The organism is Pseudomonas sp. SDT291_1_S447, assembly GCF_054070155.1.
Map to the genome: position 1 here is coordinate 1 of NZ_JBSVXS010000004.1, position 24,524 is coordinate 24,524.

Here is a 24,524-nt window from a genome sequence, read left to right on the forward strand (position 1 = left end):
CTCCCAGACACCTCGGTCAGCCCCCTCTCCCTCCGGGAGAGGGCTGGGGTGAGGGGCTTTTGATCTGGTCCAGAATCTGTGCTCGACTCGGTATTTCACGTCGGCGTAGCTCTCCCAGACACCTCGGTCAGCCCCCTCTCCCTCCGGGAGAGGGCTGGGGTGAGGGTCGCCCTTCAAAGTCGATAGAACTTCCGGACACGCGCCAACCTCATAGCTAACAAGCCCCCCATTTCTGGTAACGACATGGACCTTGTTATCGCCCGCCCCGAAGGTCTCTATTGCCCTGCCGGGGATTTCTACATTGACCCGTGGCGCCCCGTAGAGCGCTCGGTCATTACCCATGCCCACGGCGATCACGCCCGCACCGGCAACCAGCATTACCTCGCCAGCAGCGCCAGCGAAGGGATTTTGCGCGCGCGACTGGGGCAGGACATCAATCTGCAAACCCTCGCCTACGGCCAGCGCCTGACCCACCACGGCGTGACCTTGAGTTTTCATCCGGCCGGGCATGTACTCGGCTCGGCGCAAGTACGCTTGGAATACGGTGGCGAAGTCTGGGTGGCGTCCGGCGATTACAAGATCGAACCGGATGGCACCTGCGCCCCGTTCGAACCGGTGCGCTGCCACACCTTCATCACTGAATCGACCTTCGGCCTGCCGATCTATCGCTGGCAGCCACAGGCGCAGGTGTTCAGCGAGATCAATCAGTGGTGGGCAGCCAATATCGCCGCCGGTAAGGCCAGCGTGTTGTTCTGCTACTCGTTCGGCAAGGCCCAGCGAATTCTCCACGGCATCGACGAAAGCCTCGGCCCGATCCTCAGCCACGGCGCGGTAGAGCCGCTGAACCGGGTCTATCGCGAGGCTGGCGTGTACCTGCCGCCCACGATCTACGCTGGAGACGTGAAGAAAAGCGACCCGATCATGCGCCAGGCCCTGGTCATCGCCCCGCCTTCAGCCGGAGGCAGCACCTGGATGCGCCGCTTCGGCGAGTTCAGCGACGCGTTTGCCAGTGGCTGGATGCGATTGCGCGGTACCCGACGGCGGCGCGGTGTGGATCGCGGTTTCGTGCTTTCCGATCACGCCGACTGGCCCGGCCTGCTCTGGGCGATCGAGCAAACCGGTGCGGAACGGGTGATGGTCACCCACGGTTCGATCGGTGTGCTCGTACGGCATCTGCGCGAACAGGGTCTGGATGCACAGGGTTTCAATACCGAATACGGCGATGACGAAGAAGAAAACATCGCTGCCGAACCGACCATCGCCGAGATGCCCGCATGAAAGCATTCGCCGAGTTGTACGCCGAACTCGACGCCACCACGTCAAGCAACGCCAAACTGGCGGCAATGCAGACCTACTTCGCCCAGGCTGAACCGCATGACGCCGCGTGGGCGGTGTACTTTCTCTCCGGTGGCAGGCCCCGGCAACTGGTGCCGGTCCGAATTCTGCGCGAACTCGCCGTCTCAGTCTCCGGCCTAGAGCCGTGGCTGTTCGAGGAAAGCTATCAAGCGGTCGGCGACCTGGCGGAAACCATTTCCCTGGTACTCGCAGAAAACCCGCACAGCTCCGACGCCGGCCTCGCCGAATGGATCGAAGAAAAACTCCTGCCGTTGCGCGGTGAAACCCCAGAGTACTTGAGCCGACAACTGCCTGCCCTGTGGGCGCAACTGGATCGATCGAGCCTGATGCTGTGCATCAAATTGATCACCGGCAGTTTCCGCGTCGGTGTCTCGAAACTACTGGTCACCCGGGCTTTGGCCTCGATGGCCGGGCTGGACAGCAAACGTGTGGCGCAGCGCTTGGTCGGTTACACCGATCTGTCGAACCGGCCGAGTGCGGCCAGTTATCTGAAACTGATCGCCCCTGAGTCCAGCGATGAACATGCCCAGCGCGGTGGCCAGCCCTACCCGTTTTTCCTCGCCCACGCGTTGTCGCAACCGGTCGAAGAGTTTGAAACGCTGATCGGCCCTGCGAGCAACTGGCAGATTGAATGGAAATGGGATGGCATCCGCGCACAAGTGGTCAAGCGTGAAGGCCGGCTGTGGATCTGGTCGCGGGGCGAGGAACTTGTGACCGAGCGCTTCCCGGAACTGGATGTATTGGTGCACGGCTTGCCTGACGGCACGGTGATCGACGGCGAAATCGTCGTGTGGAAAAGCACGCATCCGCGCACTGAAGACGCCTTTGATCCGCAATCGACCGAACCACCGGCGGTGCAACCCTTCGCCTTGCTGCAACAACGCATCGGCCGCAAAACCCTCGACAAGAAAATCCTCGAAGACGTGCCGGTGGTGGTGCTCGCCTACGACTTGCTCGAATGGCAAGGCGATGACTGGCGTAACCAGCCGCAAGCCAAGCGCCGCGCGCAACTGGAAGAGGTCATCGCCCGCTGTAACAGCCCGGTACTGCTGCCCTCACCGGTGCTGACCGGCAGCGACTGGTTCGACCTCGCCCGCCAGCGCGAAGCCTCACGGCGACTGGGCGTTGAAGGGATGATGCTCAAGGCGCGGGATTCGCTGTACGGGGTTGGCCGCACCAAGGACATGGGCGTGTGGTGGAAGTGGAAAGTCGATCCGTTCAGCGTCGATGCGGTGCTGATTTACGCGCAGCGCGGCCACGGTCGGCGGGCCAGTCTGTACAGCGATTACACCTTTGCCGTGTGGGACGGCCCGCCCGAGTCGAGCCAACGCGCACTGGTGCCGTTCGCCAAGGCGTATTCGGGGCTGACCGACGAGGAAATGCGCCAGGTCGACAGCATTGTGCGCAAGACTACCGTGGAAAAGTTCGGCCCGGTGAGCAGTGTGAAGCCGAGTCTGGTGTTTGAGCTGGGTTTCGAAGGCATCGCCCTCTCACGGCGGCACAAGAGCGGAATTGCCGTGCGTTTCCCACGGATGTTGCGTTGGCGTCAGGACAAGACCGTGGATGAAGCCGATAGCCTCGCCACACTGCAAGATCTGCTGGCCTGACCCCGTTTCCCGGGACATTGATCGTTCCCACGCTCCGCGTGGGAATGCCTCAACGGACGCTCCGCGTTCGGCCTTGGAGGGGACGCGGAGCGTCCCGGGCTGCATTACCACGCAGAGCGTGGGAACGATCAGCGATCTGCTTGCCTGTCCCCGATAAGCCACAAATCAGTGCACGCTTTCTGCCGCGCCCCTTTTCGTGCACTCATCCATTGATCTTGTAGCTCTCCTCACCTTTTAAAACACTTGTTCGGGACTCTGGTTCGGAAATTGCTACTTTCTATAGGTCGTACGCGTTCCAGTAACAATAATTCTGCGCCACAAGCGCTCATATTGGTTCTTAGGGATTGAATAATGAAAAAAGCATTGCTGACCCTTTCTGCACTGGCGTTGTGCATGGCCGCTGGCTCCGCGCTGGCCAAGGAATACAAAGAGCTGCGCTTTGGCGTTGACCCTTCGTACGCACCGTTTGAGTCGAAAGCGGCCGACGGCAGCCTGGTGGGCTTCGACATCGACCTGGGCAACGCGATCTGCGCCGAACTGAAGGTCAAGTGCAAGTGGGTCGAAAGTGACTTCGACGGCATGATTCCGGGCCTCAAGGCCAACAAATTCGACGGTGTGATCTCGTCGATGACCGTGACCCCGGCCCGCGAAAAAGTCATCGATTTCTCCAGCGAGCTGTTCTCCGGCCCGACCGCTTATGTGTTCAAGAAAGGTTCCGGTATCACCGCAGACGTAGCGTCCCTCAAGGGCAAAACCGTCGGCTACGAGCAGGGCACCATTCAAGAAGCCTACGCCAAAGCCGTGCTGGACAAGGCCGGCGTGAAAACCCAGGCCTATCAGAACCAGGATCAGGTGTATTCCGACCTGACCTCCGGCCGTCTCGACGCGGGCATTCAGGACATGCTGCAAGCCGAACTGGGCTTTTTGAAGTCGCCACAGGGCGCCGACTATGACGTCAGCAAGCCAGTCGACAGCGAATTGCTGCCAGCCAAAACCGCTGTCGGTATTAAGAAAGGTAACACTGAGCTGAAAGCGCTTTTAGATAAAGGTATCAAAGCGTTACACGATGATGGCAAATACGCCGAGATTCAAAAGAAACACTTTGGCGATCTGAATCTGTACAGCGGCAAATAATGCCCCGGCGCCCATCCTCGATGGGCGCCTTTTCCATCCGCTCAGGTTGCTGATTTATGTTTGAAAACCTCTTACAAAATCTGGGGCTCGCAGCCTTCAGCCTCAAGGGTTTTGGCCCTTTGCTGTTGGAAGGCACCTGGATGACCATCAAATTATCGGCGTTGTCGCTGCTGGTGGCCGTGTTGCTCGGCCTGCTCGGCGCCAGTGCCAAGCTGTCAAAAGTCAAACTGGTGCGCCTGCCCGCCCAGCTCTACACCACGCTGATTCGCGGGGTGCCGGATCTGGTGCTGATGCTGCTGATTTTCTACAGCCTGCAAACCTGGCTGACGTCCCTGACCGATTACCTGGAATGGGAATACATCGAAATCGACCCGTTCAGCGCCGGGGTGCTGACCCTGGGTTTCATTTATGGCGCGTATTTCACCGAAACCTTTCGTGGTGCGATCCTCGCCGTACCACGCGGGCAGGTTGAAGCCGCCACTGCGTATGGCCTTAAACGCGGCCAGCGCTTTCGCTTCGTGGTGTTCCCGCAAATGATGCGTTTTGCCCTGCCGGGCATCGGCAACAACTGGATGGTGATGCTCAAGGCCACGGCGCTGGTGTCGATCATCGGTCTGGCCGATCTGGTCAAGGCCGCGCAGGACGCCGGTAAAAGCACCTACCAACTGTTCTACTTCCTGGTCCTCGCCGCGTTGATCTATCTGCTGATCACCAGTGCCTCGAATTTCATCCTGCGCTGGCTCGAACGCCGCTACGCCGCCGGTGCCCGGGAGGCCGTACGATGATCGAACTTCTGCAGGAATACTGGCGCGCCTTCCTTTATACCGACGGCCAGAACATCACCGGGCTGGCGATGACGCTGTGGCTGCTCAGCGCCTCGATCTTCATCGGTTTTCTGGTGTCGATTCCGTTGTCGATTGCGCGAGTTTCGCCGCACTTCTACATTCGCTGGCCGGTGCAGTTTTACACCTACCTGTTCCGTGGCACGCCGCTGTATATCCAGTTGCTGATTTGCTACACCGGGATCTACAGCCTCGCCGCCGTGCGTGCGCAGCCGCTGCTCGACAGTTTCTTTCGCGATGCGATGAACTGCACAATCCTCGCCTTCGCCCTCAACACCTGCGCCTACACCACGGAGATTTTCGCCGGGGCGATTCGCAGCATGAACCACGGCGAAGTCGAAGCCGCCAAGGCTTACGGGCTAACCGGTTGGAAGCTGTATGCCTACGTGATCATGCCCTCGGCCCTGCGCCGTTCGTTGCCTTACTACAGCAACGAAGTGATCCTGATGCTGCACTCAACCACCGTGGCCTTCACCGCGACCATCCCCGATATCCTGAAAGTTGCGCGGGACGCCAACTCGGCGACCTTCCTGACCTTTCAGTCGTTCGGCATCGCCGCGCTGATCTACCTGACCATTACCTTTGCGCTGGTCGGCCTGTTCCGCCTTGCCGAACGCCGATGGCTGGCCTTCCTCGGCCCGACTCACTAGGACAACCCTGCAAATGCGCCACCTGATCCATGACTTGCTGGCCCCGCTGCCGGGGACCGCACGACAGATCCACAGCTTCCACTTCGGCCCGGAGCAGGCCAAGGGCAAGGTTTACATTCAGTCTTCGCTGCATGCCGACGAATTGCCGGGCATGCTCGTCGCCTGGCACCTCAAGCAACGTCTGGCCGAGCTGGAAGCCGCCGGCCGCCTGCGCAGCGAAATCGTGCTGGTGCCAGTGGCCAACCCGGTCGGCCTCGAACAAGTGCTGATGGATGTGCCGCTGGGCCGCTACGAACTGGAGAGCGGGCAGAACTTCAATCGCTGGTTTGTCGACCTCAGTGAAGAGATCGGCAACGCCATCGAGGGCAAGCTGAATGACGATCCGCAGCACAACCTCGAACTGATCCGCACACATCTGCGCAACGCCCTCGCCCGCCAGACCGCCAGCACGCAACTGCAATCCCAACGCCTGACCCTGCAACGGCTGGCCTGCGACGCGGATATGGTGCTGGACTTGCACTGTGATTTCGAATCGGTGGTGCACCTCTACACCACGCCCGAAGCGTGGCCGCAGGTCGAACCGCTGGCGCGCTACATCGAAGCTCAGGCGAGCCTGCTGGCCACCGATTCCGGCGGCCAGTCGTTCGATGAATGCTTCACCCTGCTGTGGTGGCAACTGAAGGAACGTTTCGGCGAGCACTTCGAAATTCCGCTCGGCAGTTTCTCGGTGACCGTCGAGTTGCGCGGCCAGGGTGACGTCAGCCATCCGCTGGCCAGTCGCGACTGCCAGGCGCTGATCGACTACCTGATCCAGTCCGATGCGATCGTCGGTGAGACCAAACCGCAGCCGCCATTGCCGTTCCCGGCCACGCCTCTCGCGGGAGTCGAGCCGGTGACCACCCCAGTCGGCGGCCTGCTGGTGTACACCGCCACGGCCGGGCAAGTGCTGGAGGCCGGGCAACAGATCGCCGAAATCATCGACCCGATCAACGACCGCATCACCCCCATTCATTGCACCAGCGCCGGCGTGATGTACGCCCGCTCGCTGCGACGCATGGCCACCGCCGGCATGGTCATCGCCCACGTCGCGGGCGCCGAAGCCTATCGCAGCGGCTACCTACTTTCGCCTTGAGGATGTCTGTCCCATGTACAAACTGACCGTTGAAGGCCTGCACAAAAGCTATGGCGACCATCAGGTGCTCAAAGGCGTGTCGCTCAAGGCCAAGACCGGCGACGTGATCAGCCTGATCGGCGCCAGTGGCTCGGGCAAAAGTACCTTTTTGCGCTGCATCAACTTTCTCGAACAACCCAACGACGGCGCCATGAGCCTCGATGGCCAGGCGATCCGCATGGTCACCGACCGCCACGGCATGCACGTCGCTGACGCCGATGAATTGCAACGTTTGCGCACACGGTTGGCGATGGTGTTTCAGCATTTCAACCTGTGGAGCCACATGACCGTGCTGGAAAACATCACCATGGCCCCGCGCCGGGTGCTGGGTTGCAGCAAACAGGAGGCTGACGATCGTGCGCGGCGTTATCTGGACAAGGTCGGTTTGCCGGCGCGGGTGGCGGATCAATATCCGGCGTTTCTCTCCGGCGGGCAGCAACAGCGCGTGGCGATTGCCCGGGCGTTGGCGATGGAGCCTGAGGTGATGTTGTTCGATGAACCGACCTCGGCGCTGGATCCGGAGTTGGTGGGGGAAGTGTTGAAGGTGATTCAAGGGCTGGCCGAGGAAGGCCGGACGATGATCATGGTGACCCATGAGATGAGTTTTGCCCGTAAAGTTTCCAGCCAGGTGCTGTTTCTGCATCAAGGTCTGGTGGAAGAAGAAGGCGCCCCCGAAGAAGTGCTGGGCAACCCGAAAAGCGAACGCCTCAAACAATTTCTCAGCGGTAACCTGAAATAACGCCGTACACAATCCCCCTGTAGGAGTGAGCCTGCTCGCGATAGCGTCATTACATCCAACACTGATGTGACTGACACACCGCTATCGCGAGCAGGCTCACTCCTACAAAAAAGCACACCGTGCCAGCCTGAAAAATCAAACTTGTCCGCCCGCTGCGTGGTCACTGGAAGAACACCTCCAGAGCGCGCGCAGCCCGCATGGCGAAATCCCCCGACCTGGCAAAAATCTGGTTCAGCGCCCGCGACTGGAAGCCGTTCGCCTTTCAGAAACAGGTGTGGGCGGCGGTGAAAAACGGCGAATCCGGGCTGCTCCACGCCAGCACGGGTGCCGGTAAAACTTATGCCGTGTGGTTCGCGGCACTCAATCGCTTCGCGCGCTCGCAACCTCCTGTCGAAGCGCCGCGCAAACGCAAATCACCGGCCGAACCGCTGACCGTGCTGTGGATCACGCCCATGCGCGCCCTCGCCGCCGACACCGCGCGCGCCTTGCAGGCGCCGGTCGATGATTTGCAGATCCCGTGGAGCATCGGCCTGCGCACCGGTGACACCAGCAGCAGCGAACGCGCCCGCCAGAGCCGGCGCCTGCCGACCACGCTGATTACCACCCCGGAAAGCCTGACCCTGCTGCTCGCTCGTGCCGATGCGCAGGTGGCGCTGGCGAGTCTGCGCATGATCGTCGTCGATGAATGGCATGAACTGCTGGGCAACAAGCGCGGCGTGCAACTGCAGTTGGCCCTCGCCCGCCTGCGGCATTGGCAACCTGGGCTGATCGTGTGGGGCGTGTCCGCCACCCTCGGTAATCAATCCCACGCCGAACAAGTGCTGATCCCACAGGGCGGCGGCATCAGCATTCAGGGGCAAAGCGAAAAAACACTGAAAGTCGACACCCTCCTCCCACCGGCCATTGAGCGTTTCCCCTGGGCCGGGCACATCGGTCTGAAAATGTTGCCGCAGGTCGTTGCTGAACTGGAGGCCTGCGCCAGCACTTTGGTCTTCACCAATACTCGGGCGCAGTCGGAAATCTGGTATCAGGCGCTGCTTGAAGCACGGCCGGACTGGGCTGGGTTGATCGCTTTGCATCACAGCTCACTGTCTCGCGAGACTCGCGACTGGGTCGAGCAAGCCTTGAAGAACGGGCATTTGAAAGCCGTGGTCTGCACCTCAAGCCTGGACCTGGGGGTGGATTTCCTGCCGGTCGAGCGCGTGCTGCAAATCGGCTCGGCCAAAGGCGTCGCACGTTTGATGCAACGCGCCGGGCGCTCAGGCCACGCGCCGGGACGCACGTCGCGAGTGACATTGGTGCCGACTCATAGCCTTGAATTGATCGAAGCCGCCGCCGCCCGCGATGCCGTCGAGCAACGACGCATCGAGCCGCGCCTTTCACCGTACAAACCGCTGGATGTGCTGGTGCAACATTTGGTCAGCATGGCGTTGGGTGGAGGATTTTTACCCGATGAGTTGTACGAAGAAGTCCGCGGCGCCTGGGCTTATCGTGACCTGACAACCGCCGATTGGGCTTGGGCGCTGGCTTTCGTACGCCATGGCGGGATGTCTCTGACAGCCTATCCGGACTATCGCCGGGTCGAACCGGACGAGCACGGCGTCTGGCGCGTACCGGATGCGCGATTGGCGCGGCGCCATCGCATGAGCATCGGCACCATTGTCAGCGACGCGAGCATCCATCTGAAATTCTGGAGCAAGGGCGGCGGTGGCAAACAGTTGGGCAGTGTCGAGGAAGGCTTTATTGCGCGGCTCAAACCCGGTGATGGTTTTCTCTTCGCCGGGCGTTTGCTGGAGCTGGTGCGGGTGGAAAACATGACCGCTTACGTCAAACGCAGCACCGCAAAGAAAGCCGCCGTACCACGCTGGAATGGCGGGCGGATGCCTCTTTCCAACGAATTGGCCGAAGCCGTAGTCAGGCGCTTCAGTACGGCGGCGCAGGGTGAGTTCGTCGGCCCGGAAATGCAGGCCTTGCGACCATTGCTGGAAACCCAGATGCGCTGGTCGGGGTTGCCCACGACAGACAACCTGTTGGCCGAAGTGCTGAAATCCCGCGAAGGCTGGCACCTTTTTCTCTATCCGTTTGCCGGGCGCCAGGTGCATCTGGGCCTGGCGAGCCTGTTGGCATGGCGCGTCAGTCAACGGCAGCCCGTGACGTTTTCCATTGCGGTGAACGATTACGGCCTGGAATTGCTCAGCGCTACGCCGATCGATTGGGCCGAGTACTTGAATGCCGATCTCTTCAATGCCGATGATTTATTAGCGGACGTTCTGGCCAGCCTGAACGCCGGTGAACTGGCATTGCGCCGTTTTCGCGAGATCGCGCGGATTGCCGGGCTGGTCTTCGCCGGCTACCCCGGTGCGCCGAAAAGCACCCGACAGGTGCAGGCGTCCAGCGGCCTGTTCTTCGAAGTGTTCAAACAATACGACGCCGACAATCTGTTACTGGCGCAGGCCGGGGAAGAAGTCCTACGGGAAGAACTGGATATTCGTCGCCTGGAACAGACATTGGAACGGATCAACGGGATGAAACTGGATGTGCATCAGCTCAAACGTCCTACACCGCTAGGGTTTCCGTTGCTGGTGGAGCGCATGCGCGAAAGCATGAGTTCGGAAAAACTCGCTGACCGGATCCGGCGGATGGTGGGTGATCTCGAGAACAGCGCCGACAAGGATAAATCCGCATGAATTCAGGCTATCCGGTGCGTCTGGCCGGCGAAGAACTTTGGCTTTTGCCGGAGAAAGCCATGTATTGGCCCGCGCAACAGGTTCTGCTGATTGCCGATGTGCATTTCGGCAAAGCCGCGGCTTACCGCAGTCTTGGTCAACCGGTCCCGCATGGCACCACGGCGAGCAATATCGCCGTAATTGATCAGCTGCTGACAAAGATGCCCTGCCGCTTATTGATCTTTCTCGGCGATTTCCTGCACGGACCCGGCTCTCATGCCCCAGGGACGCTGAGTGCGCTGGCGCAATGGCGTGCGCGCCACGCGGAGCTGCCGATGACGCTGATTCGCGGCAACCACGACAAACGCGCTGGTGATCCGCCTGAATCGCTGAACATCCGTGTGGTGCCGGAACCGCTGCTGCTCGGGCCATTCGCCTTGCAGCATGAACCTGACCCACATCCTGAAAGGCACGTGCTGGCGGGTCACGTACACCCGGTCTATCGGCTGCACGGCAAGGGTCGACAAAGCTTGCGCCTGGCGTGTTTCAGGCTCGGCGAACGCATCAGTCTGCTGCCGGCATTTGGCGCCTTTACTGGGGGATATCCAGTCGAGAGGGATGAAAGCTGCAGAATCTTCGTCATCGGTGACAACGAAATATGGCCAGTCAGTTGAAGTCTCTGCAGACCTCATCTGACTGGCCATTCATTTTCAATGCAGATCAGGCAACCGGAGCCGGTGGCGGCTCGTCCGGAAGAGTCGGTTCGCCAGGTTCAGTGGGTTGTTCGTTAGGGGTATCGGGATCGGGCTGTCCGGGAATTCCGCCGGCCATGCTCAGCGCCGGATGCGCCAGCAATGACCAGGCCAATACGCCAATCTGATTGGGCTCGAGCCTTGCCAGTTCGGCAGTGATTTGCGGATCGATCTTCATAGGGCACTCCTCGGCGAAGGCCCGTTTTGCCGGAAGCAAAAACGGGCAGTACACCCCATAGAGTGTCTGCCCGCCAAAGAATTCCCGCGATCTGTCGGATGGACCGATCAGGTGCGCGGCAAGGTCACGCCACGCTGGCCTTGGTACTTGCCACCGCGGTCCTTGTAGGACACTTCGCATTCCTCGTCGGATTCGAGGAACAGCATCTGTGCCACGCCTTCGTTGGCGTAGATTTTCGCCGGCAGGTTGGTGGTGTTGGAGAACTCCAGCGTCACGTGGCCTTCCCACTCGGGCTCGAGCGGCGTTACGTTGACGATGATGCCGCAACGCGCGTAGGTGCTTTTACCCAGGCAGATGGTCAGCACATTGCGTGGAATACGGAAATATTCGACGGTGCTGGCCAGTGCAAAGGAGTTCGGCGGAATGATGCAGACGTCGCTGTGGACGTCGACGAAGCTGCCTGGGTCGAAGTTTTTCGGGTCGACGATGGACGAGTTGATGTTGGTGAACACCTTGAAGTGATTGGTGCAACGTACATCGTAGCCATAGCTCGATACACCGTAGGAGATCACACGGCTGTCATCGCTGCCGCGCATCTGGCGCTCAACGAACGGTTCGATCATGCCGTGTTCCTGCGCCATGCGGCGAATCCACTTGTCCGATTTGATGCTCATGGCGGGGTGTCCTGAATAGCGAGGTTGAAAAATTCTGTCCGGCATCTTACCGGGCGCGCCGCCGGGTTCAAAGTGCGCGGTGCAATTCTCGCCGAACACCCATGAAATACGGGGTTTGGCGACGAACCGTCACACCGCCGATCCCGAAAACAGAGAAACCTTCGCAAGAAGCATTGGCACTTCTCGGAAACTGGGTTAAGGTGGCGTCACTGTGTTGCTTGTGTCACTGAGAATCTCTACACGATATGTTGAATTTCGATCCAACCATCTACAAGAATTTTTCCTGCTCTTTGCACTCAGTCTCGGCCAGGGTTCTTCCTGAGTCGCAGTTATCTTTGTTCAAGGAGTTACACCATGTCTAATCGCCAAACCGGTACCGTTAAGTGGTTCAACGATGAAAAAGGCTTCGGCTTCATCACTCCACAATCCGGTGACGACCTGTTCGTTCACTTCAAAGCTATCCAATCCGACGGCTTCAAAAGCCTGAAAGAAGGCCAACAGGTTTCTTTCATCGCTACCCGCGGTCAGAAAGGCATGCAAGCTGAAGAAGTACAAGTTATCTAACTTGTAGCTTCTTTAGAAAAGAGCCCCGCCCTTAAAAGCGGGGCTTTTTTGTGGGCGTCTGTTTTCCGGGCGCAAAAAAAGATCGCAGCCTTCGACAGTTCCTACAGGATGTACATCAATCCTCTGTAGGAGCTGCCGAAGGCTGCGATCTTTTGCTTGTGCCCTACCAGGCCACGCCAAACCCGGCGGTGTAACGGGTCTTGTTCAAGTCCGCATCATTGGTTCCGCTGATGATATCGCGCTCGGCCTTGAGGTTGAGCGAGGCCCAGTCGGTGACTTTGTAGCGCAGTCCCAATTCAGCATCCAGCGCGTAATCGGCAACACCGGACAGCGGTTTGCCCACTTCACCGTTGGTGAAGAATTCGACCTTCTTGCCGATCAGGTAGCGGTTGTAATCCCACTTCATCGCGACGGAATAGAAGTTATCCTTGCTGCCATCGCGATACTCGTAGTCGGTGCGGTTAAGCAGCGAGCCCAGCGAGAATGCGCCCAACTCATCATCCCAGAACTGGTAGCCGGGACCGGTACCGACCACACGCTGGCGCGCCAGCTCTTCGATGTGATCGCGCTTGTAGTTCAGGCGACCCTGCCAGAACCATTGATCGGTGAGAAAACGGTCCAGTGCATATTCGGCGCGCCAGTTATTGGTAGTGGTTTCGTCGTCCTGCACTTCGCGGTTGTACTCACCTTCGGCGGTATGGCGCCAGCGACCATGGCGCGCCGTGGTCTTGAAGCCGACATCGTAGTCGTCGGTATCCTTCTCGGCGCGCTGATAGTCCAGCGCCAGGTCGACATTGCCCTTCCACACCAGATCCTCGACCACCGGTTTCGGCTTGAGAATCTGCTGAATGCTCGCCAGTTCGACGGTTTTCGGCGCCTCTCCGTTGGCCAGGGTGACCTTGCCATCTTCGGCGGCGGTCAGCGACTTGGACACTTCACCGGTGTAGGCATCCTGCTTGACCAGCAAGTGCTGATCGCTGTCCAGGGTTTTGACCTCTTTCCAGTCAATCGTGACCGCACCGGCATATTTGGTCTGGATCAACAGCTTGCCGCCATCGAACACGGTAATAGTGCCGCTCAACTTGTCACCGTTCTTCAACCAGACGGTGTCGGCAAGCAGGGGCGTGGACGCGCTGAAAACAGCAAGGCACAGCAAGGATCTGGAAAACATAAGCGAATCTATGGCTCAAGTTTGCGAAAAGGTCGGCATTATCCGTAGGAATAAGACCCTGACAAGGACTGACCGGACGATTTCCAATGAGTTCATTTCTCAACTACGCACCGACGGATTACCCTTGAAGCTTCAAATCCGCCAATGTTCAGGAACCGCGCCCGTGACAGAGCAGCCCCACGACCGTGACAGTGAAGCGCAAATCCGACGCACGGCGCTCTACTCCACCCTTGCTCAAGTGCCCGAAGGCAAAGTCGTCAGCTATGGTCAGTTAGCTGAACTTGCCGGGTTGGGGCGCGCCGCCCGCTGGGTCGGCCGCACCTTGAGTCAGTTGCCCGGCGATACAAAACTGCCCTGGCACCGTGTACTGGGCGCCGGCGGTCGGATCAGCCTGCCGGTGGGCAGCCCATCGGGCGATGAACAACGGGCCCGATTGCGCATGGAAGGCATCACCGTCCTGAACAATCGTGTGGATATTCAGCGCCATGGCTGGCGTCCGGTAGAGCACAGCGGTTAGAGTGCGCGCTTTGTTTTCGCAATCTTGAGGCAGACTTCAGCCCATGCCCCGTAAAACCTGGCGCGCCGCGCTAGCCGCTTATGCCAGTCCTTCGACGCTCGTGCTGTTGTTGCTCGGTTTCGCCGCCGGCCTGCCGTACATGCTGGTGTTTTCAACGCTTTCCGTCTGGCTTCGTGAGGCCGGTGTGGCCCGTGAAACCATCGGCTATGCCAGCCTGATCGGTCTGGCCTACGCGTTCAAATGGGTCTGGTCACCTTTGCTCGACCAATGGCGTCTGCCGTTGCTGGGCAAGCTTGGCCGTCGCCGTTCGTGGCTGGTGCTCTCACAAGCCCTGGTGATTCTCGGCCTGATCGGCATGGGTTTCTGCGATCCGCAGAAGCATCTGTCCTGGCTGATCGCCATTGCAGTCGTCGTCGCTTTCGCCTCCGCCACTCAAGATATCGCGGTGGATGCCTATCGCCTGGAAATCGCCGAAGACAACCGTCAGGCCGCCCTCGCCGCCAGTTATATGTCCGGCTACCGTGTCGCTGCACTGCTGGCGACGGCCGGCGCCTTGTTCTTCGCCGAAGGCTTCGGCTCTACCGGCTTCAATTATCAGCATTCAGCCTGGGCCGGCACTTATGCGCTGTTCGGTGCGCTGATGATTCCCGCGCTGCTGACCACTCTGCTGATGCGCGAGCCGCCGGTGCCGCTGCGCACGCAGTTGCAGGCCGGGCGCTACACCTTCATGCATCAGTTGATGTCAGTTTTTGTGCTGATCGTTCTGTTGGTCTCCGTGCCGGCAATGTTCACCCAGCTCTACAACACTGATTTCGCCAGCGTGCTGTTCGGTGACATGAGCCCGCTTGACCTGCTGCTGGAAGACCGCGCCTTCCTGCGCGCGATTCTCTATACGCTGCTCACCGGCCTGTGTCTGTCGACCATGGGCCGTCGCGGCCTCGCACCGGTGCTGACACCGGTCAACGACTTCATTCTGCGCTATCGCTGGCAGGCGCTGCTGCTGCTCGGCCTGATCGCCACCTATCGGATGTCGGACACGGTCATGGGCGTCATGGCCAACGTGTTCTATATCGATCAGGGTTTCACCAAGGATCAGATTGCCAGCGTCAGCAAGATCTTCGGCCTGATCATGACCCTGGTTGGCGCCGGCATGGGTGGCCTGCTGATCGTGCGCTTCGGCATTCTGCCGATCCTGTTCATCGGCGGCGCGGCCTCGGCAGCCACTAACCTGCTGTTCGTCATGCTCGCGGACATGGGCCCGAACCTGCAGATGCTGATGGTGACCATTTCCCTCGACAACTTCAGCTCGGGCCTGGCGACGTCGGCGTTTGTTGCCTATCTGTCGAGCCTGACCAACCTGAAGTTCTCCGCCACGCAATACGCCCTGCTCAGCTCGATCATGCTGCTGCTACCGCGCTTGATGGGCGGGTATTCCGGGGTTTTGGTGGAAAAGTTCGGCTATCACAGCTTCTTCCTGATCACCGCACTGCTCGGCGTGCCGACGCTGATTCTGATCGCGTTGCACTGGTTTCAGGAAAGCCGCCGCGAAGGCCCGACGCCAACGCCCGAGCCTGTGCCGACGCCGGTCGCAGAAGAATCGTAAGACGTTTCGCCGACGGCGGGAGGAATCCCGCCGTCGTGCCTCCCCACTGACCTCACGCCTGTACGTCGGCAAAACTCGCCGGTACACTGCGGAGTCATTTCCAGTCATAGCAACCGACAACGGCCAACCATGCGCACCAGTCAATTTTTGCTCGCCACACAGAAAGAAACGCCTTCCGACGCGGTCGTGATCAGCCATCAGCTGATGCTGCGCGCCGGCATGATCCGCAAACTCGCCTCCGGCCTGTACACCTGGCTGCCGATGGGCTTGCGGGTAATGCGCAAGGTTGAAGCCATCGTTCGCGAAGAGATGAACGCTGCCGGCTCTCTGGAAGTGTTGATGCCGAGCACCCAACCGGCCGAGCTGTGGCAGGAATCGGGACGCTGGGAAGAATACGGCCCTGAGCTGCTGCGCATCAAAGACCGCCACGGTCGCGACTTCTGCGCGGGCCCGACCCATGAAGAAGTGATCACCGATCTGATGCGCAACGAGTTGAGCAGCTACAAACAGCTGCCAATCAACCTGTACCAGATCCAGACCAAATTCCGTGACGAAATCCGCCCACGCTTCGGTTTGATGCGTGGCCGTGAATTCATCATGAAGGACGCGTACTCGTTCCACGCTGATCAGGCGTCACTGCAAGTCACCTACGACCGCATGCACCAGGCCTACTGCAACGTATTCAGCCGTCTTGGCCTGAAATTCCGTCCGGTTGAAGCCGACAACGGTTCGATCGGTGGCGCTGGTTCGCACGAATTCCACGTACTGGCCGAGTCCGGCGAAGACGACATCGTCTTCAGCAACGGTTCCGACTACGCAGCGAACATCGAAAAAGCCGAAGCGGTGCCACGCGAAACCTCGCGCGCTGCTGCGACTGAAGAGCTGCGCCTGGTCGACACGCCAGACACCAAAACAATCGCGGCGCTGGTGGAAAAATTCAATCTGCCGATTGAAAAGACCATCAAGACCCTGATCGTGCGTGCCGAAGAAGAAGGCAAGCTGATCGCGCTGGTCATCCGTGGCGACCACGAACTCAACGAAATCAAAGCTGCCCAGCAACCTGGCGTTGCCAGCCCGCTGGTCATGGCCACCGACGCCGAACTGCGTGACGCCATTGGCGCCGGCGCCGGTTCGCTCGGCCCGCTGAACCTGCCGCTGCCAATCATCATCGACCGTTCGGTCGAGCTGATGAGCGACTTCGGCATCGGCGCGAACATCGACGACAAGCACTACTTCGGCGTGAACTGGGAGCGTGACCTGCCCGTTCCGACCGTGGCTGACCTGCGTAACGTGGTTGCCGGCGACCCAAGCCCGGACGGCAAAGGCACCCTGGAAATCAAGCGCGGCATCGAAGTCGGGCACATCTTCCAGCTGGGCAACAAGTACAGCAAGGCGATGAAGTGCGAAGTGCTGGGCGAGAACGGCAAGCCGGTCACCCTGGAAATGGGTTGCTACGGCATCGGCGTCTCCCGCGTGGTCGCGGCTGCCATCGAGCAGAACAACGACGAAAATGGCATCATCTGGAGCGACACCCTGGCGCCGTTCCAGATCGCCCTGGTACCGCTGCGTTACGAAACCGAGCAGGTGCGTGAAGCCACTGACAAGCTGTACGCCGAACTGACGGCGGCCGGCTTCGAAGTGCTGCTGGACGATCGCGACAAGAAAACCAGCCCGGGCATCAAATTCGCGGACATGGAGCTGATCGGCATTCCTCACCGGATCGTGGTCAGCGACCGCGGCCTCGCCGAAGGCAACCTGGAATACAAGAGCCGTACCGAAGGCGAAGCGCAAGCATTGCCAGTGGCTGACGTATTGTCCTTCCTGCAGGCCCGTATCCGCCGCTGAAACCAGATAGAGACGTCATGTTCAAGCGAAACACCTTAGGCCTCGGAGGCACCGCCCTGTGCGGTGCCCTGCTGGTCAGCGGCTGTGCCAATCACATGTCACAACGCAGCGAGCACGAAGAGCGGGTCGAGCGAAAGTTGCTCGACCATAGCCTGCAGATTGATGTCGGTGAGCCAAAGGAGCTTGAGCTGCCGCAGCGACGCGTGAAAATCAACGAACAGAAGACTTTCGAAGTCACCGAGTTCGAAGTGACGCGTCGCTACGATCGCTACACGCCCTACCAGCCTTGGCGGGAGGTCTACGAGATTCCGCTGGGCGCGGTGGCCGTAGTCGGTGGCGTCGGCGCCAACGTGGTCAACGTGTTTGCCCTCGGCAATTTGCCGGACAGCGTGACCAAGGACTGGCTGAGTTACGGTTTCGCCGGGCTCAACCCGTTCATGAACGTGCAGTCCAACGGTCGTGCGCAGCAGAATCTGGCCGGCATCGATGAAGTCCAGCGCGACAAGCGCACGGAGTATTCGAGCCTGCCGTGGAGCGAGCGTCCGGTGCAGGTCAAGGCTGGCAAGCAGACCTTCGACATGACCACCGATCGCAACGGTGTTCTGCGCTTGAACCTGCTCGACAGTCCGTTTGCCGAAAATGACCTCAATCACGTCGGCAAACTGCAGATCAGCGTCGAAGATGCCAAGGATGACGTGCATTCTGATTCATCGCTGATGATCAGCAGTCATCTGCGTGGCAAGTTGCTGGAAGCGCACGGGCTGATTTACGACGATCTGGAAGACGACGAAGTGAGCCAGTGGGTGCACCGGGTCAAGCGCCTGTCGGAACTGGGTCTGGAAGAAGAAGCCAGCGAGCTGGAACAAAGCCTGATCGAACTGACGCGTAACGATCCTGAGTTGCAGACCGAGTTTCTCAAGTCGCTGACCAAGGATGCCGGGCGCCTGGTGGCTGATCCGGGGCCGAACTAAAAGCTAAAAGCTTCGCGAGCAGGCTCGCTCCCACAGGGTGGAATACATTCCAAATGTGGGAGCGAGCCTGCTCGCGAAGAGGCCCTGACAAACACCGCAAATCTACCGTTCAAACAACTCCATCTGCTCAAACCCGCCGCGCAAATCCTCCAGCCTCACCCCAACCCCCAACAACCGCACCGGTTTCCCGCCGCGATTGAACGCCTGCGTCAGCATCAACTGATAACTGCCCAGATCCCGCCCTGCCCCGGCCTGCTCCAGCGTGGTCTGGGTAAAATCATGAAACTTCACTTTGACGAACGGCTTGCCCGGCCGATAACTGCTATCGATCCGCGCCATACGGGTTTTCAGGGTTTCCAGCAGCTCTGGCAGTTTGTCGAGGCAACTGCGCAGATCCGGCAGATCAACGTCGTAGGTATTTTCCACGCTGATTGACTGACGCCGACTGTCGTTGTGCACCAACCGGTCATCGATCCCACGAGCCAGACTCCACAATCGCTCGCCAAAGCTGCCGAATTCGCGCACCAGCGCCAATTTGTCCCACTCACGCAACTGCGAGCAGTCAATGATGCCGAGCCTGCCAAGCTTGTCGGCCGTGACCTTGCCAACACCGTGCAACTTGCTCACCGGCAAGCCACTGACGAAGTCCTCCACTTGGTCTGGCGTAATAACGAACAGTCCATTGGGCTTTTTCCAGTCGCTGGCGATCTTTGCCAGAAACTTGTTCGGCGCCACGCCAGCGGAAACGGTGATGTGCAATTGATTGGAAACGCGGCGGCGGATGTCCTGGGCGATCCGTGTAGCGCTGCCGCCAAAATGCGCGCTGTCCGAGACGTCCAGATAGGCCTCATCCAGCGACAGCGGCTCGATCAGGTCGGTGTAATCGGCAAAAATCGTATGAATCTCTTTCGAAGCCTCGCGATACGCATCCATACGCGGCTTGACGATGGTCAGGTCCGGGCACAGTTTCAAGGCATGCCCCGACGCCATCGCCGAACGCACGCCATACGCGCGCGCTTCATAGTTGCAGGTGGCGATCACCCCGCGCCGGTCCGCCGAACCACCCACTGCCAACGGCTTGCCGGCCAGACGCGGGTCATCGCGCATCTCGATGGCGGCGTAGAAACAGTCGCAGTCAATGTGGATGATTTTTCGCTGAGTCATGTCAGAAAAAGGAATGTGGCAAGCCGGACCGGCAGTATCTCACTGACACCTGTATATAGCACCAGTGGTATGAATCTTCTTTCCAGGCGGTAGGAAATGTCCGTTGAATTTATTTTATCAATCGACGAGAGGCCTCCAATAGAGCTGAAAGCCTTGCTCCACCTGCCCCGCAGCGTAAAAAACACCCGAGAAAAGACGCTAACCAATTGAACCTCAACAGTTTTTATCCAGATTGCGGGTTGACACCCCGGCGTTCCTCTGTAGAATGCCGACACACAGACGCGGGATGGAGCAGTCTGGTAGCTCGTCGGGCTCATAACCCGAAGGTCGTCGGTTCAAATCCGGCTCCCGCAACCAAACATCAAAAAAGGCTACTCGAAAGAGTGGCCTTTTTTGTGCGCGTCTGTTTTGTGGATTTCCTCTTCTTATAGAGAAGGATCGCCAAACAGGAATTCTTTGCATTTCCGAAACTTAACGCACCACCTGCGACCGTTTGACGCGATTGCACACTTATTTGACCCTTTATGGGATTAGCGGTTGACACCTCGCCGTTCGCCTGTAGAATGCCGCCACACAGACGCGGGATGGAGCAGTCTGGTAGCTCGTCGGGCTCATAACCCGAAGGTCGTCGGTTCAAATCCGGCTCCCGCAACCAAACATCAAAAAAGGCTACTCGAAAGAGTGGCCTTTTTTGTATCTGTTGAAAAAGTCCTTTCGCAACAATGATCTGTCACTGTGCAGTGAACCGCTTGGGATCTTCAGAAGTACTCACTTGCGACTATGCTTGAGTCGCAGGCCAGGCCTCTGCAATCCAGGAACTGCCCTCGCCGATACCCGGCGAGAGGCGTAGTATTTTGTGATTATTTTTTTCTACAGGGATTGGTAACTTGGCTGGATACCTCCATCCTGTCGCGCACAATCCAAGAGGTGATTGATGCGCGCCAACTCGTCTGATCCACAAGACACCGTCACAGCGGAACATCCGATCAAACCCGAGCGTTTGCGCTTGCTGGATCGGTTAAGCAAATACCGACAACCGATTGGTCTGGCGGTGACTTTGCTGCTGTTTGCCATTGCGCTGATTGCCTGTCGCCATCTGCTTGCCGAACTCGATCTCGATGCGCTGCACGACTCGATTCTCGACGTGCCGAAACCCGCGCTGATCGGCGCCTTCGGTGCGACCGTGGTCGGCTTCATTATTCTGCTCGGCTACGAATGGTCGGCCAGCCGCTATGCCGGCGTGACCTTGCCGCCGCGCACATTGGCGCTGGGCGGCTTCACCGCGTTTGCGATCGGCAATGCGATCGGCCTGTCGCTGCTGTCCGGTGGTTCGGTTCGCTACCGTTTATATGCGCGACTGGGTCTGGGGGCGTCGGAAGTCGCGCACATGACCTTGTTCGCCAGTTTGTCGCTCGGCTGCGCCTTGCCGCCGCTGGCCGCACTGGCAACGCTGAGCGACCTGCCTGCTGCCTCGCAGGCGCTGGGGTTGTCCGAAGGCCTGCTCGGCACCATCGCCGCTGTCGTGCTGGCGCTTGGCGCAGTATTGGCTATCGGCATCTACCGTCGGCGCCTGCCGGAACAACCGTTACGCGACAACCTGCTGGTCAGGGTTGGCCGCCGCACGCTGCGCTTGCCGGGGCGTCGCCTGACCTTCCTGCAACTGATCATTACCGCCCTCGACGTTGCGGCTGCCGCCACGGTCCTTTATCTGCTGCTGCCAGAAGCTCCTCCGTTCGGTGCGTTCCTGCTGGTGTATCTGCTGGCACTGGCTGCCGGCGTGCTCAGCCACGTACCCGGCGGCGTCGGTGTGTTCGAAGCGATTCTGCTGGCCGCTTTCGCCGACAAGCTCGGTGCCGCACCACTGGCCGCGGCGCTGCTGCTGTATCGCCTGATCTACGTGGTGTTGCCGCTGCTGGTGGCCTGCGTATTCCTGCTGATCAACGAAGGTCAGCGCCTGTTTCAGACTCAGACCATGCGTGCAGCGTCTGGTCTGGCGGCACCGATTCTGGCGGTGCTGGTGTTCCTGTCCGGTGTGGTGCTGCTGTTTTCCGGCGCTACCCCGGAAATCGATACACGTCTGGAACACATCGGTTTTCTGATTCCTCATCGACTGGTCGACGCTTCGCACTTTGGCGCCAGCCTGATCGGCGTGCTCTGCCTGATGCTCGCCCAGGGTCTGCGTCGGCGCCTGTCGGCCGCGTGGATGCTGACCACTATTCTGCTACTGGTCGGCGCCCTGCTCTCGCTGCTTAAAGGCTTCGACTGGGAGGAAGCGACGCTGATGACCCTGACGGCTGCGCTGCTCGGTGTGTTCCGTCGCTCGTTCTATCGCCCGAGCCGCCTGACCGAACTGCCCTTCTCGCCGCTGTATCTGGTGGCCAGCCTCTGTGTGCTGGGCGCTTCGACGTGGCTGCTGCTGTTCGCCTATCAGGACGTGCCTTACAGCCATCAACTGTGGTGGCAGTTCACCCTCGACGCTGACGCACCGCGTGGCCTGCGCTCGCTGCTCGGCGCTGCTGTGCTGTTGCTGGTGATCGCGCTGACCTGGCTGCTGCGCACCGCACGCCCGGTCATTCACCTGCCGACGCCCGACGAACTCGATCGCGCGGCGAAGATTCTGATGGCCTCGTCGCAACCCGACGGCGGCCTCGCCCTGACCGGTGACAAGGCGCTGCTGTTTCACCAGAACGACGAAGCGTTCCTGATGTACGCGCGCCGTGGCCGCAGTCTGGTGGCCCTGTACGATCCGATCGGCCCTAGCCAGCAACGCGCCGAGATGATCTGGCAGTTTCGCGACCTCTGCGATATTCACCACGCCCGCCCCGTGTTCTACCAGGTGCGCGCGGAGAACCTGCCGTACTACATGGACATCGGCCTGACCGCGATCAAACTGGGCGAAGAGGCCCGGGTCGACCTGCTTCGCTTTGACCTGGAAGCCAAGGGCAAAGAGATGAAGGACCTGCGTTACACCTGGAACCGTGGCACCCGCGACGGTCTGTCGCTGGAAATCCACGAGCCGGGTCAGGCGCCGATGGACGAGCTGAAAGTGATTTCCGATGCGTGGCTGACCGGCAAGAACGTGCGTGAGAAAGGCTTCTCCCTCGGCCGCTTCAGCGACGATTACCTGAAGCATTTCCGCATCGCGGTGATTCGCTTCGAAGGCCGCCCGGTGGCGTTCGCCAACCTGCTCGAGACTTATAGCCACGATCTGGCCAGTCTCGACCTGATGCGCGCGCACCCGGACGCCCCCAAGCTGACCATGGAATTCATGATGGTCGGCCTGATTCAACACTATAAGAGTCACGGATACGCGCGCTTCAGCCTGGGCATGGTGCCGTTGTCGGGGTTGCAACCCCGGCGTGGTGCACCGCTGACCCAGCGTCTGGGCTCGATGGTTTTCCGCCGTGGTGAGCAGCTGTACAACTTCCAAGGCTTGCGCCGCTTCAAAGACAAGTTCCAGCCCGACTGGGAACCCCGTTATATGGCCGTGCCCGCCGGACTCGATCCGCTGGTGGCGCTGGCCGACACTGCTGCCCTGATCGCGGGCGGCTTGACTGGATTGGTGAAACGCTGATGATTCAACGCTCCCTGAAGTACATCCTGGCCGCACTGATCGTGCTGGCCGTGATTGCCGGCGGCGGTTACTGGTACCTGAAACGCCCGGCACCAGAACCGACGCTCGAACCTGTTACGGCGGCAGACGGCACCGTTTTGACCCGCGTCATCCCCGGCACCAAACCCAAGGCGCAGGTGCTGGTCGCGGTCAACGACGACCAGAAACTCTCTGAAAAACAACTGACCACCCTGAGCCGCAGCGCCTCGGCGCAAATCGTTCAGGTGATTCTGCCCGAGGACTGCCTGCTGCAAAGCCGCGCCCTGCAAACCGGTCTGCGCGAACTGAACGGCCCGGCCACTTTGGTCAGCGGTATCGGTCCAGGCGCTGTGCTGGCCTGGCGTTGGTTGTCCGAGCAAAAGGACGACAAGGCCCAAGCGATTTCCGTGGACCTGGCGCTGGAAAAACCCGGCTGCACTCACCTGTTGCCGAAATCCGCCGCCCACGGCCACTGGCTGGTGGCATGGAACGATAACCCGGACGACGCCAGCGCAGGTTTCGTACGCGATCAACCAAACGCCGAAACCAGCATCAGCGACTACGACATCAATCTGCCGCAAGTGCTGAACAACGAACTGCGCAAAATCCTCGTCGGCGGCGACAAGGCCAACGGCGGTCTGGCGATCCCGGTGGTTGAAGTGCCGGCCGGCCAAGCGAAAGACACCGTGACCCTGTTCCTCTCCGGTGACGGCGGCTGGCGCGACCTAGACCGCGACGTGGCCGGTGAAATGGCCAAGATCGGCTACCCGGTCGTCGGCATCGACACCCTGCGCTACTACTGGCAGCACAAGAGCCCGGAGCAAAGCGCCCTGGACCTGACCGAACTGATGCAGCACTACCGGCAGAAATGGGGCACCAAACGCTTCATCCTCACCGGTTACTCGTTTGGTGCCGACGTTCTGCCAGCGATCTACAACCGCTTGCCAGAAACCGAGCAGCAACGCGTCGACGCAATCATCCTGCTGGCCTTCGCCCGCACCGGCAGTTTCGAAATCGAAGTCGAAGGCTGGCTGGGTAACGCCGGCAAAGAAGCCGCCACCGGCCCGGAAATGGCCAAGCTGCCAGCGGCGAAGGTTGTGTGCATCTACGGTGAAGAAGAGACCGATGAAAGTGGCTGCACGGACAAGACTGCGGTGGGTGAGGCGGTGAAACTGCCTGGCGGCCACCACTTCGACGAGAACTACCCAGCGCTGGCCAAGCGCTTGGTGGACTTGATCGAGAAGCGTCAGAGCAAGGACTCGGTCGCCGAAGAGTGATCTGAGCCACGCCCACAAAAAGCCCCCCAGAGCGGGGGCTTTTTTGTGGGT

Annotated in this window: 20 protein-coding genes and 2 tRNA genes; 18 read left to right on the top strand and 4 right to left on the bottom strand. The window is 59.9% G+C overall.

Annotated features, from left to right (window positions below):
* Positions 1-243 precede the first annotated feature (243 nt).
* From ACW9IR_RS02475 to pdeM, 9 genes are all read left to right on the top strand, one after another.
* Complete coding sequence (locus ACW9IR_RS02475) at positions 244-1,278, top strand: ligase-associated DNA damage response exonuclease (protein WP_110720188.1); 1,035 nt, start codon at positions 244-246, stop codon at positions 1,276-1,278.
* Positions 1,275-2,963, top strand: a complete 1,689-nt coding sequence (locus ACW9IR_RS02480; protein ID WP_457461490.1) for an ATP-dependent DNA ligase — start codon at positions 1,275-1,277, stop codon at positions 2,961-2,963. Before ACW9IR_RS02475 ends, ACW9IR_RS02480 begins: the two co-directional genes overlap by 4 nt.
* A gap of 351 nt (positions 2,964-3,314) precedes the next feature.
* On the top strand, positions 3,315-4,097 hold the full coding sequence (locus ACW9IR_RS02485; protein ID WP_007918608.1) for a transporter substrate-binding domain-containing protein: 783 nt from the start codon (positions 3,315-3,317) through the stop codon (positions 4,095-4,097).
* 56 nt (positions 4,098-4,153) lie between these two features.
* Positions 4,154-4,882, top strand: a complete 729-nt coding sequence (locus ACW9IR_RS02490) for an ABC transporter permease (RefSeq protein ID WP_095049115.1) — start codon at positions 4,154-4,156, stop codon at positions 4,880-4,882.
* Positions 4,879-5,589: an ABC transporter permease gene (locus ACW9IR_RS02495; RefSeq protein ID WP_016986412.1), complete on the top strand. Its 711-nt coding sequence runs from the start codon at positions 4,879-4,881 to the stop codon at positions 5,587-5,589. The genes ACW9IR_RS02490 and ACW9IR_RS02495 overlap by 4 nt, the downstream gene beginning before the upstream one ends.
* 13 nt (positions 5,590-5,602) lie before the next feature.
* Positions 5,603-6,721, top strand: coding sequence for a succinylglutamate desuccinylase/aspartoacylase family protein (locus ACW9IR_RS02500; protein WP_102902669.1), 1,119 nt, complete (start codon positions 5,603-5,605; stop codon positions 6,719-6,721).
* 13 nt (positions 6,722-6,734) lie between these two features.
* Positions 6,735-7,499 carry an ABC transporter ATP-binding protein gene (locus ACW9IR_RS02505; protein WP_007918612.1) on the top strand — a complete coding sequence of 255 codons (765 nt, stop codon included), beginning with the start codon at positions 6,735-6,737 and terminating at the stop codon, positions 7,497-7,499.
* Positions 7,500-7,696: 197 nt separating this feature from the next.
* Complete coding sequence (locus ACW9IR_RS02510; RefSeq protein WP_457461493.1) at positions 7,697-10,186, top strand: ligase-associated DNA damage response DEXH box helicase; 2,490 nt, start codon at positions 7,697-7,699, stop codon at positions 10,184-10,186.
* Entirely contained in the window at positions 10,183-10,839 is a 657-nt protein-coding gene (gene pdeM / locus ACW9IR_RS02515; protein ID WP_457461495.1) for a ligase-associated DNA damage response endonuclease PdeM, read from the top strand. The genes ACW9IR_RS02510 and pdeM overlap by 4 nt, the downstream gene beginning before the upstream one ends.
* Before the next feature lie 46 nt (positions 10,840-10,885).
* On the opposite strand, the gene ACW9IR_RS02520 is transcribed toward pdeM, so the two are convergent.
* Positions 10,886-11,095, bottom strand: a complete 210-nt coding sequence (locus ACW9IR_RS02520) for a hypothetical protein (protein WP_095119221.1) — start codon at positions 11,093-11,095, stop codon at positions 10,886-10,888.
* A 107-nt stretch (positions 11,096-11,202) separates the two neighbouring features.
* The gene (gene dcd, locus ACW9IR_RS02525) at positions 11,203-11,769 is read right to left on the bottom strand and encodes a dCTP deaminase (RefSeq protein ID WP_007918616.1); all 567 of its coding nucleotides are present in this window, start codon (positions 11,767-11,769) and stop codon (positions 11,203-11,205) included.
* 354 nt (positions 11,770-12,123) lie between these two features.
* On the opposite strand from dcd, the gene ACW9IR_RS02530 reads away from it, so the two are divergent.
* Positions 12,124-12,333 (top strand): cold-shock protein, encoded by a 210-nt coding sequence (locus ACW9IR_RS02530; RefSeq protein ID WP_002554837.1) that lies wholly within the window; start codon positions 12,124-12,126, stop codon positions 12,331-12,333.
* A 163-nt stretch (positions 12,334-12,496) separates the two neighbouring features.
* Here the strand turns inward: ACW9IR_RS02530 and ACW9IR_RS02535 are convergent, their stop codons facing one another.
* Entirely contained in the window at positions 12,497-13,504 is a 1,008-nt protein-coding gene (locus ACW9IR_RS02535; protein ID WP_095119223.1) for a DUF481 domain-containing protein, read from the bottom strand.
* A gap of 136 nt (positions 13,505-13,640) precedes the next feature.
* On the opposite strand from ACW9IR_RS02535, the gene ACW9IR_RS02540 reads away from it, so the two are divergent.
* The 4 genes from ACW9IR_RS02540 (at position 13,641) to ACW9IR_RS02555 (ending at position 18,440) form a co-directional block, all read left to right on the top strand.
* Positions 13,641-14,021, top strand: a complete 381-nt coding sequence (locus tag ACW9IR_RS02540) for an MGMT family protein (protein WP_401045952.1) — start codon at positions 13,641-13,643, stop codon at positions 14,019-14,021.
* Between the two features lie 43 nt (positions 14,022-14,064).
* Positions 14,065-15,624, top strand: a complete 1,560-nt coding sequence (locus ACW9IR_RS02545; RefSeq protein ID WP_102902666.1) for an AmpG family muropeptide MFS transporter — start codon at positions 14,065-14,067, stop codon at positions 15,622-15,624.
* 129 nt (positions 15,625-15,753) lie between these two features.
* Positions 15,754-17,469, top strand: coding sequence for a proline--tRNA ligase (locus ACW9IR_RS02550; RefSeq protein ID WP_007918631.1), 1,716 nt, complete (start codon positions 15,754-15,756; stop codon positions 17,467-17,469).
* 17 nt (positions 17,470-17,486) lie between these two features.
* A complete protein-coding gene (locus ACW9IR_RS02555) occupies positions 17,487-18,440 on the top strand; it encodes a hypothetical protein (RefSeq protein WP_077571384.1) in 954 nt (317 codons plus the stop codon).
* Positions 18,441-18,542: 102 nt separating this feature from the next.
* Here the strand turns inward: ACW9IR_RS02555 and dinB are convergent, their stop codons facing one another.
* Entirely contained in the window at positions 18,543-19,604 is a 1,062-nt protein-coding gene (gene dinB, locus ACW9IR_RS02560; protein WP_038358090.1) for a DNA polymerase IV, read from the bottom strand.
* Positions 19,605-19,884: 280 nt separating this feature from the next.
* Between dinB and ACW9IR_RS02565 the strand changes: the two genes are divergently transcribed.
* The 4 genes from ACW9IR_RS02565 to ACW9IR_RS02580 all read left to right on the top strand — a co-directional run bounded on the left by ACW9IR_RS02565 (position 19,885) and on the right by ACW9IR_RS02580 (position 24,473).
* A tRNA-Met gene (locus tag ACW9IR_RS02565) sits at positions 19,885-19,961 on the top strand.
* 221 nt (positions 19,962-20,182) lie between these two features.
* Positions 20,183-20,259 (top strand) — tRNA-Met (locus ACW9IR_RS02570).
* Between the two features lie 279 nt (positions 20,260-20,538).
* Positions 20,539-23,178: a bifunctional lysylphosphatidylglycerol flippase/synthetase MprF gene (mprF, locus tag ACW9IR_RS02575; RefSeq protein ID WP_457461500.1), complete on the top strand. Its 2,640-nt coding sequence runs from the start codon at positions 20,539-20,541 to the stop codon at positions 23,176-23,178.
* Positions 23,178-24,473, top strand: a complete 1,296-nt coding sequence (locus tag ACW9IR_RS02580) for a virulence factor family protein (protein WP_457461502.1) — start codon at positions 23,178-23,180, stop codon at positions 24,471-24,473. Before mprF ends, ACW9IR_RS02580 begins: the two co-directional genes overlap by 1 nt.
* The last annotated feature ends 51 nt before the right edge of the window (positions 24,474-24,524 follow it).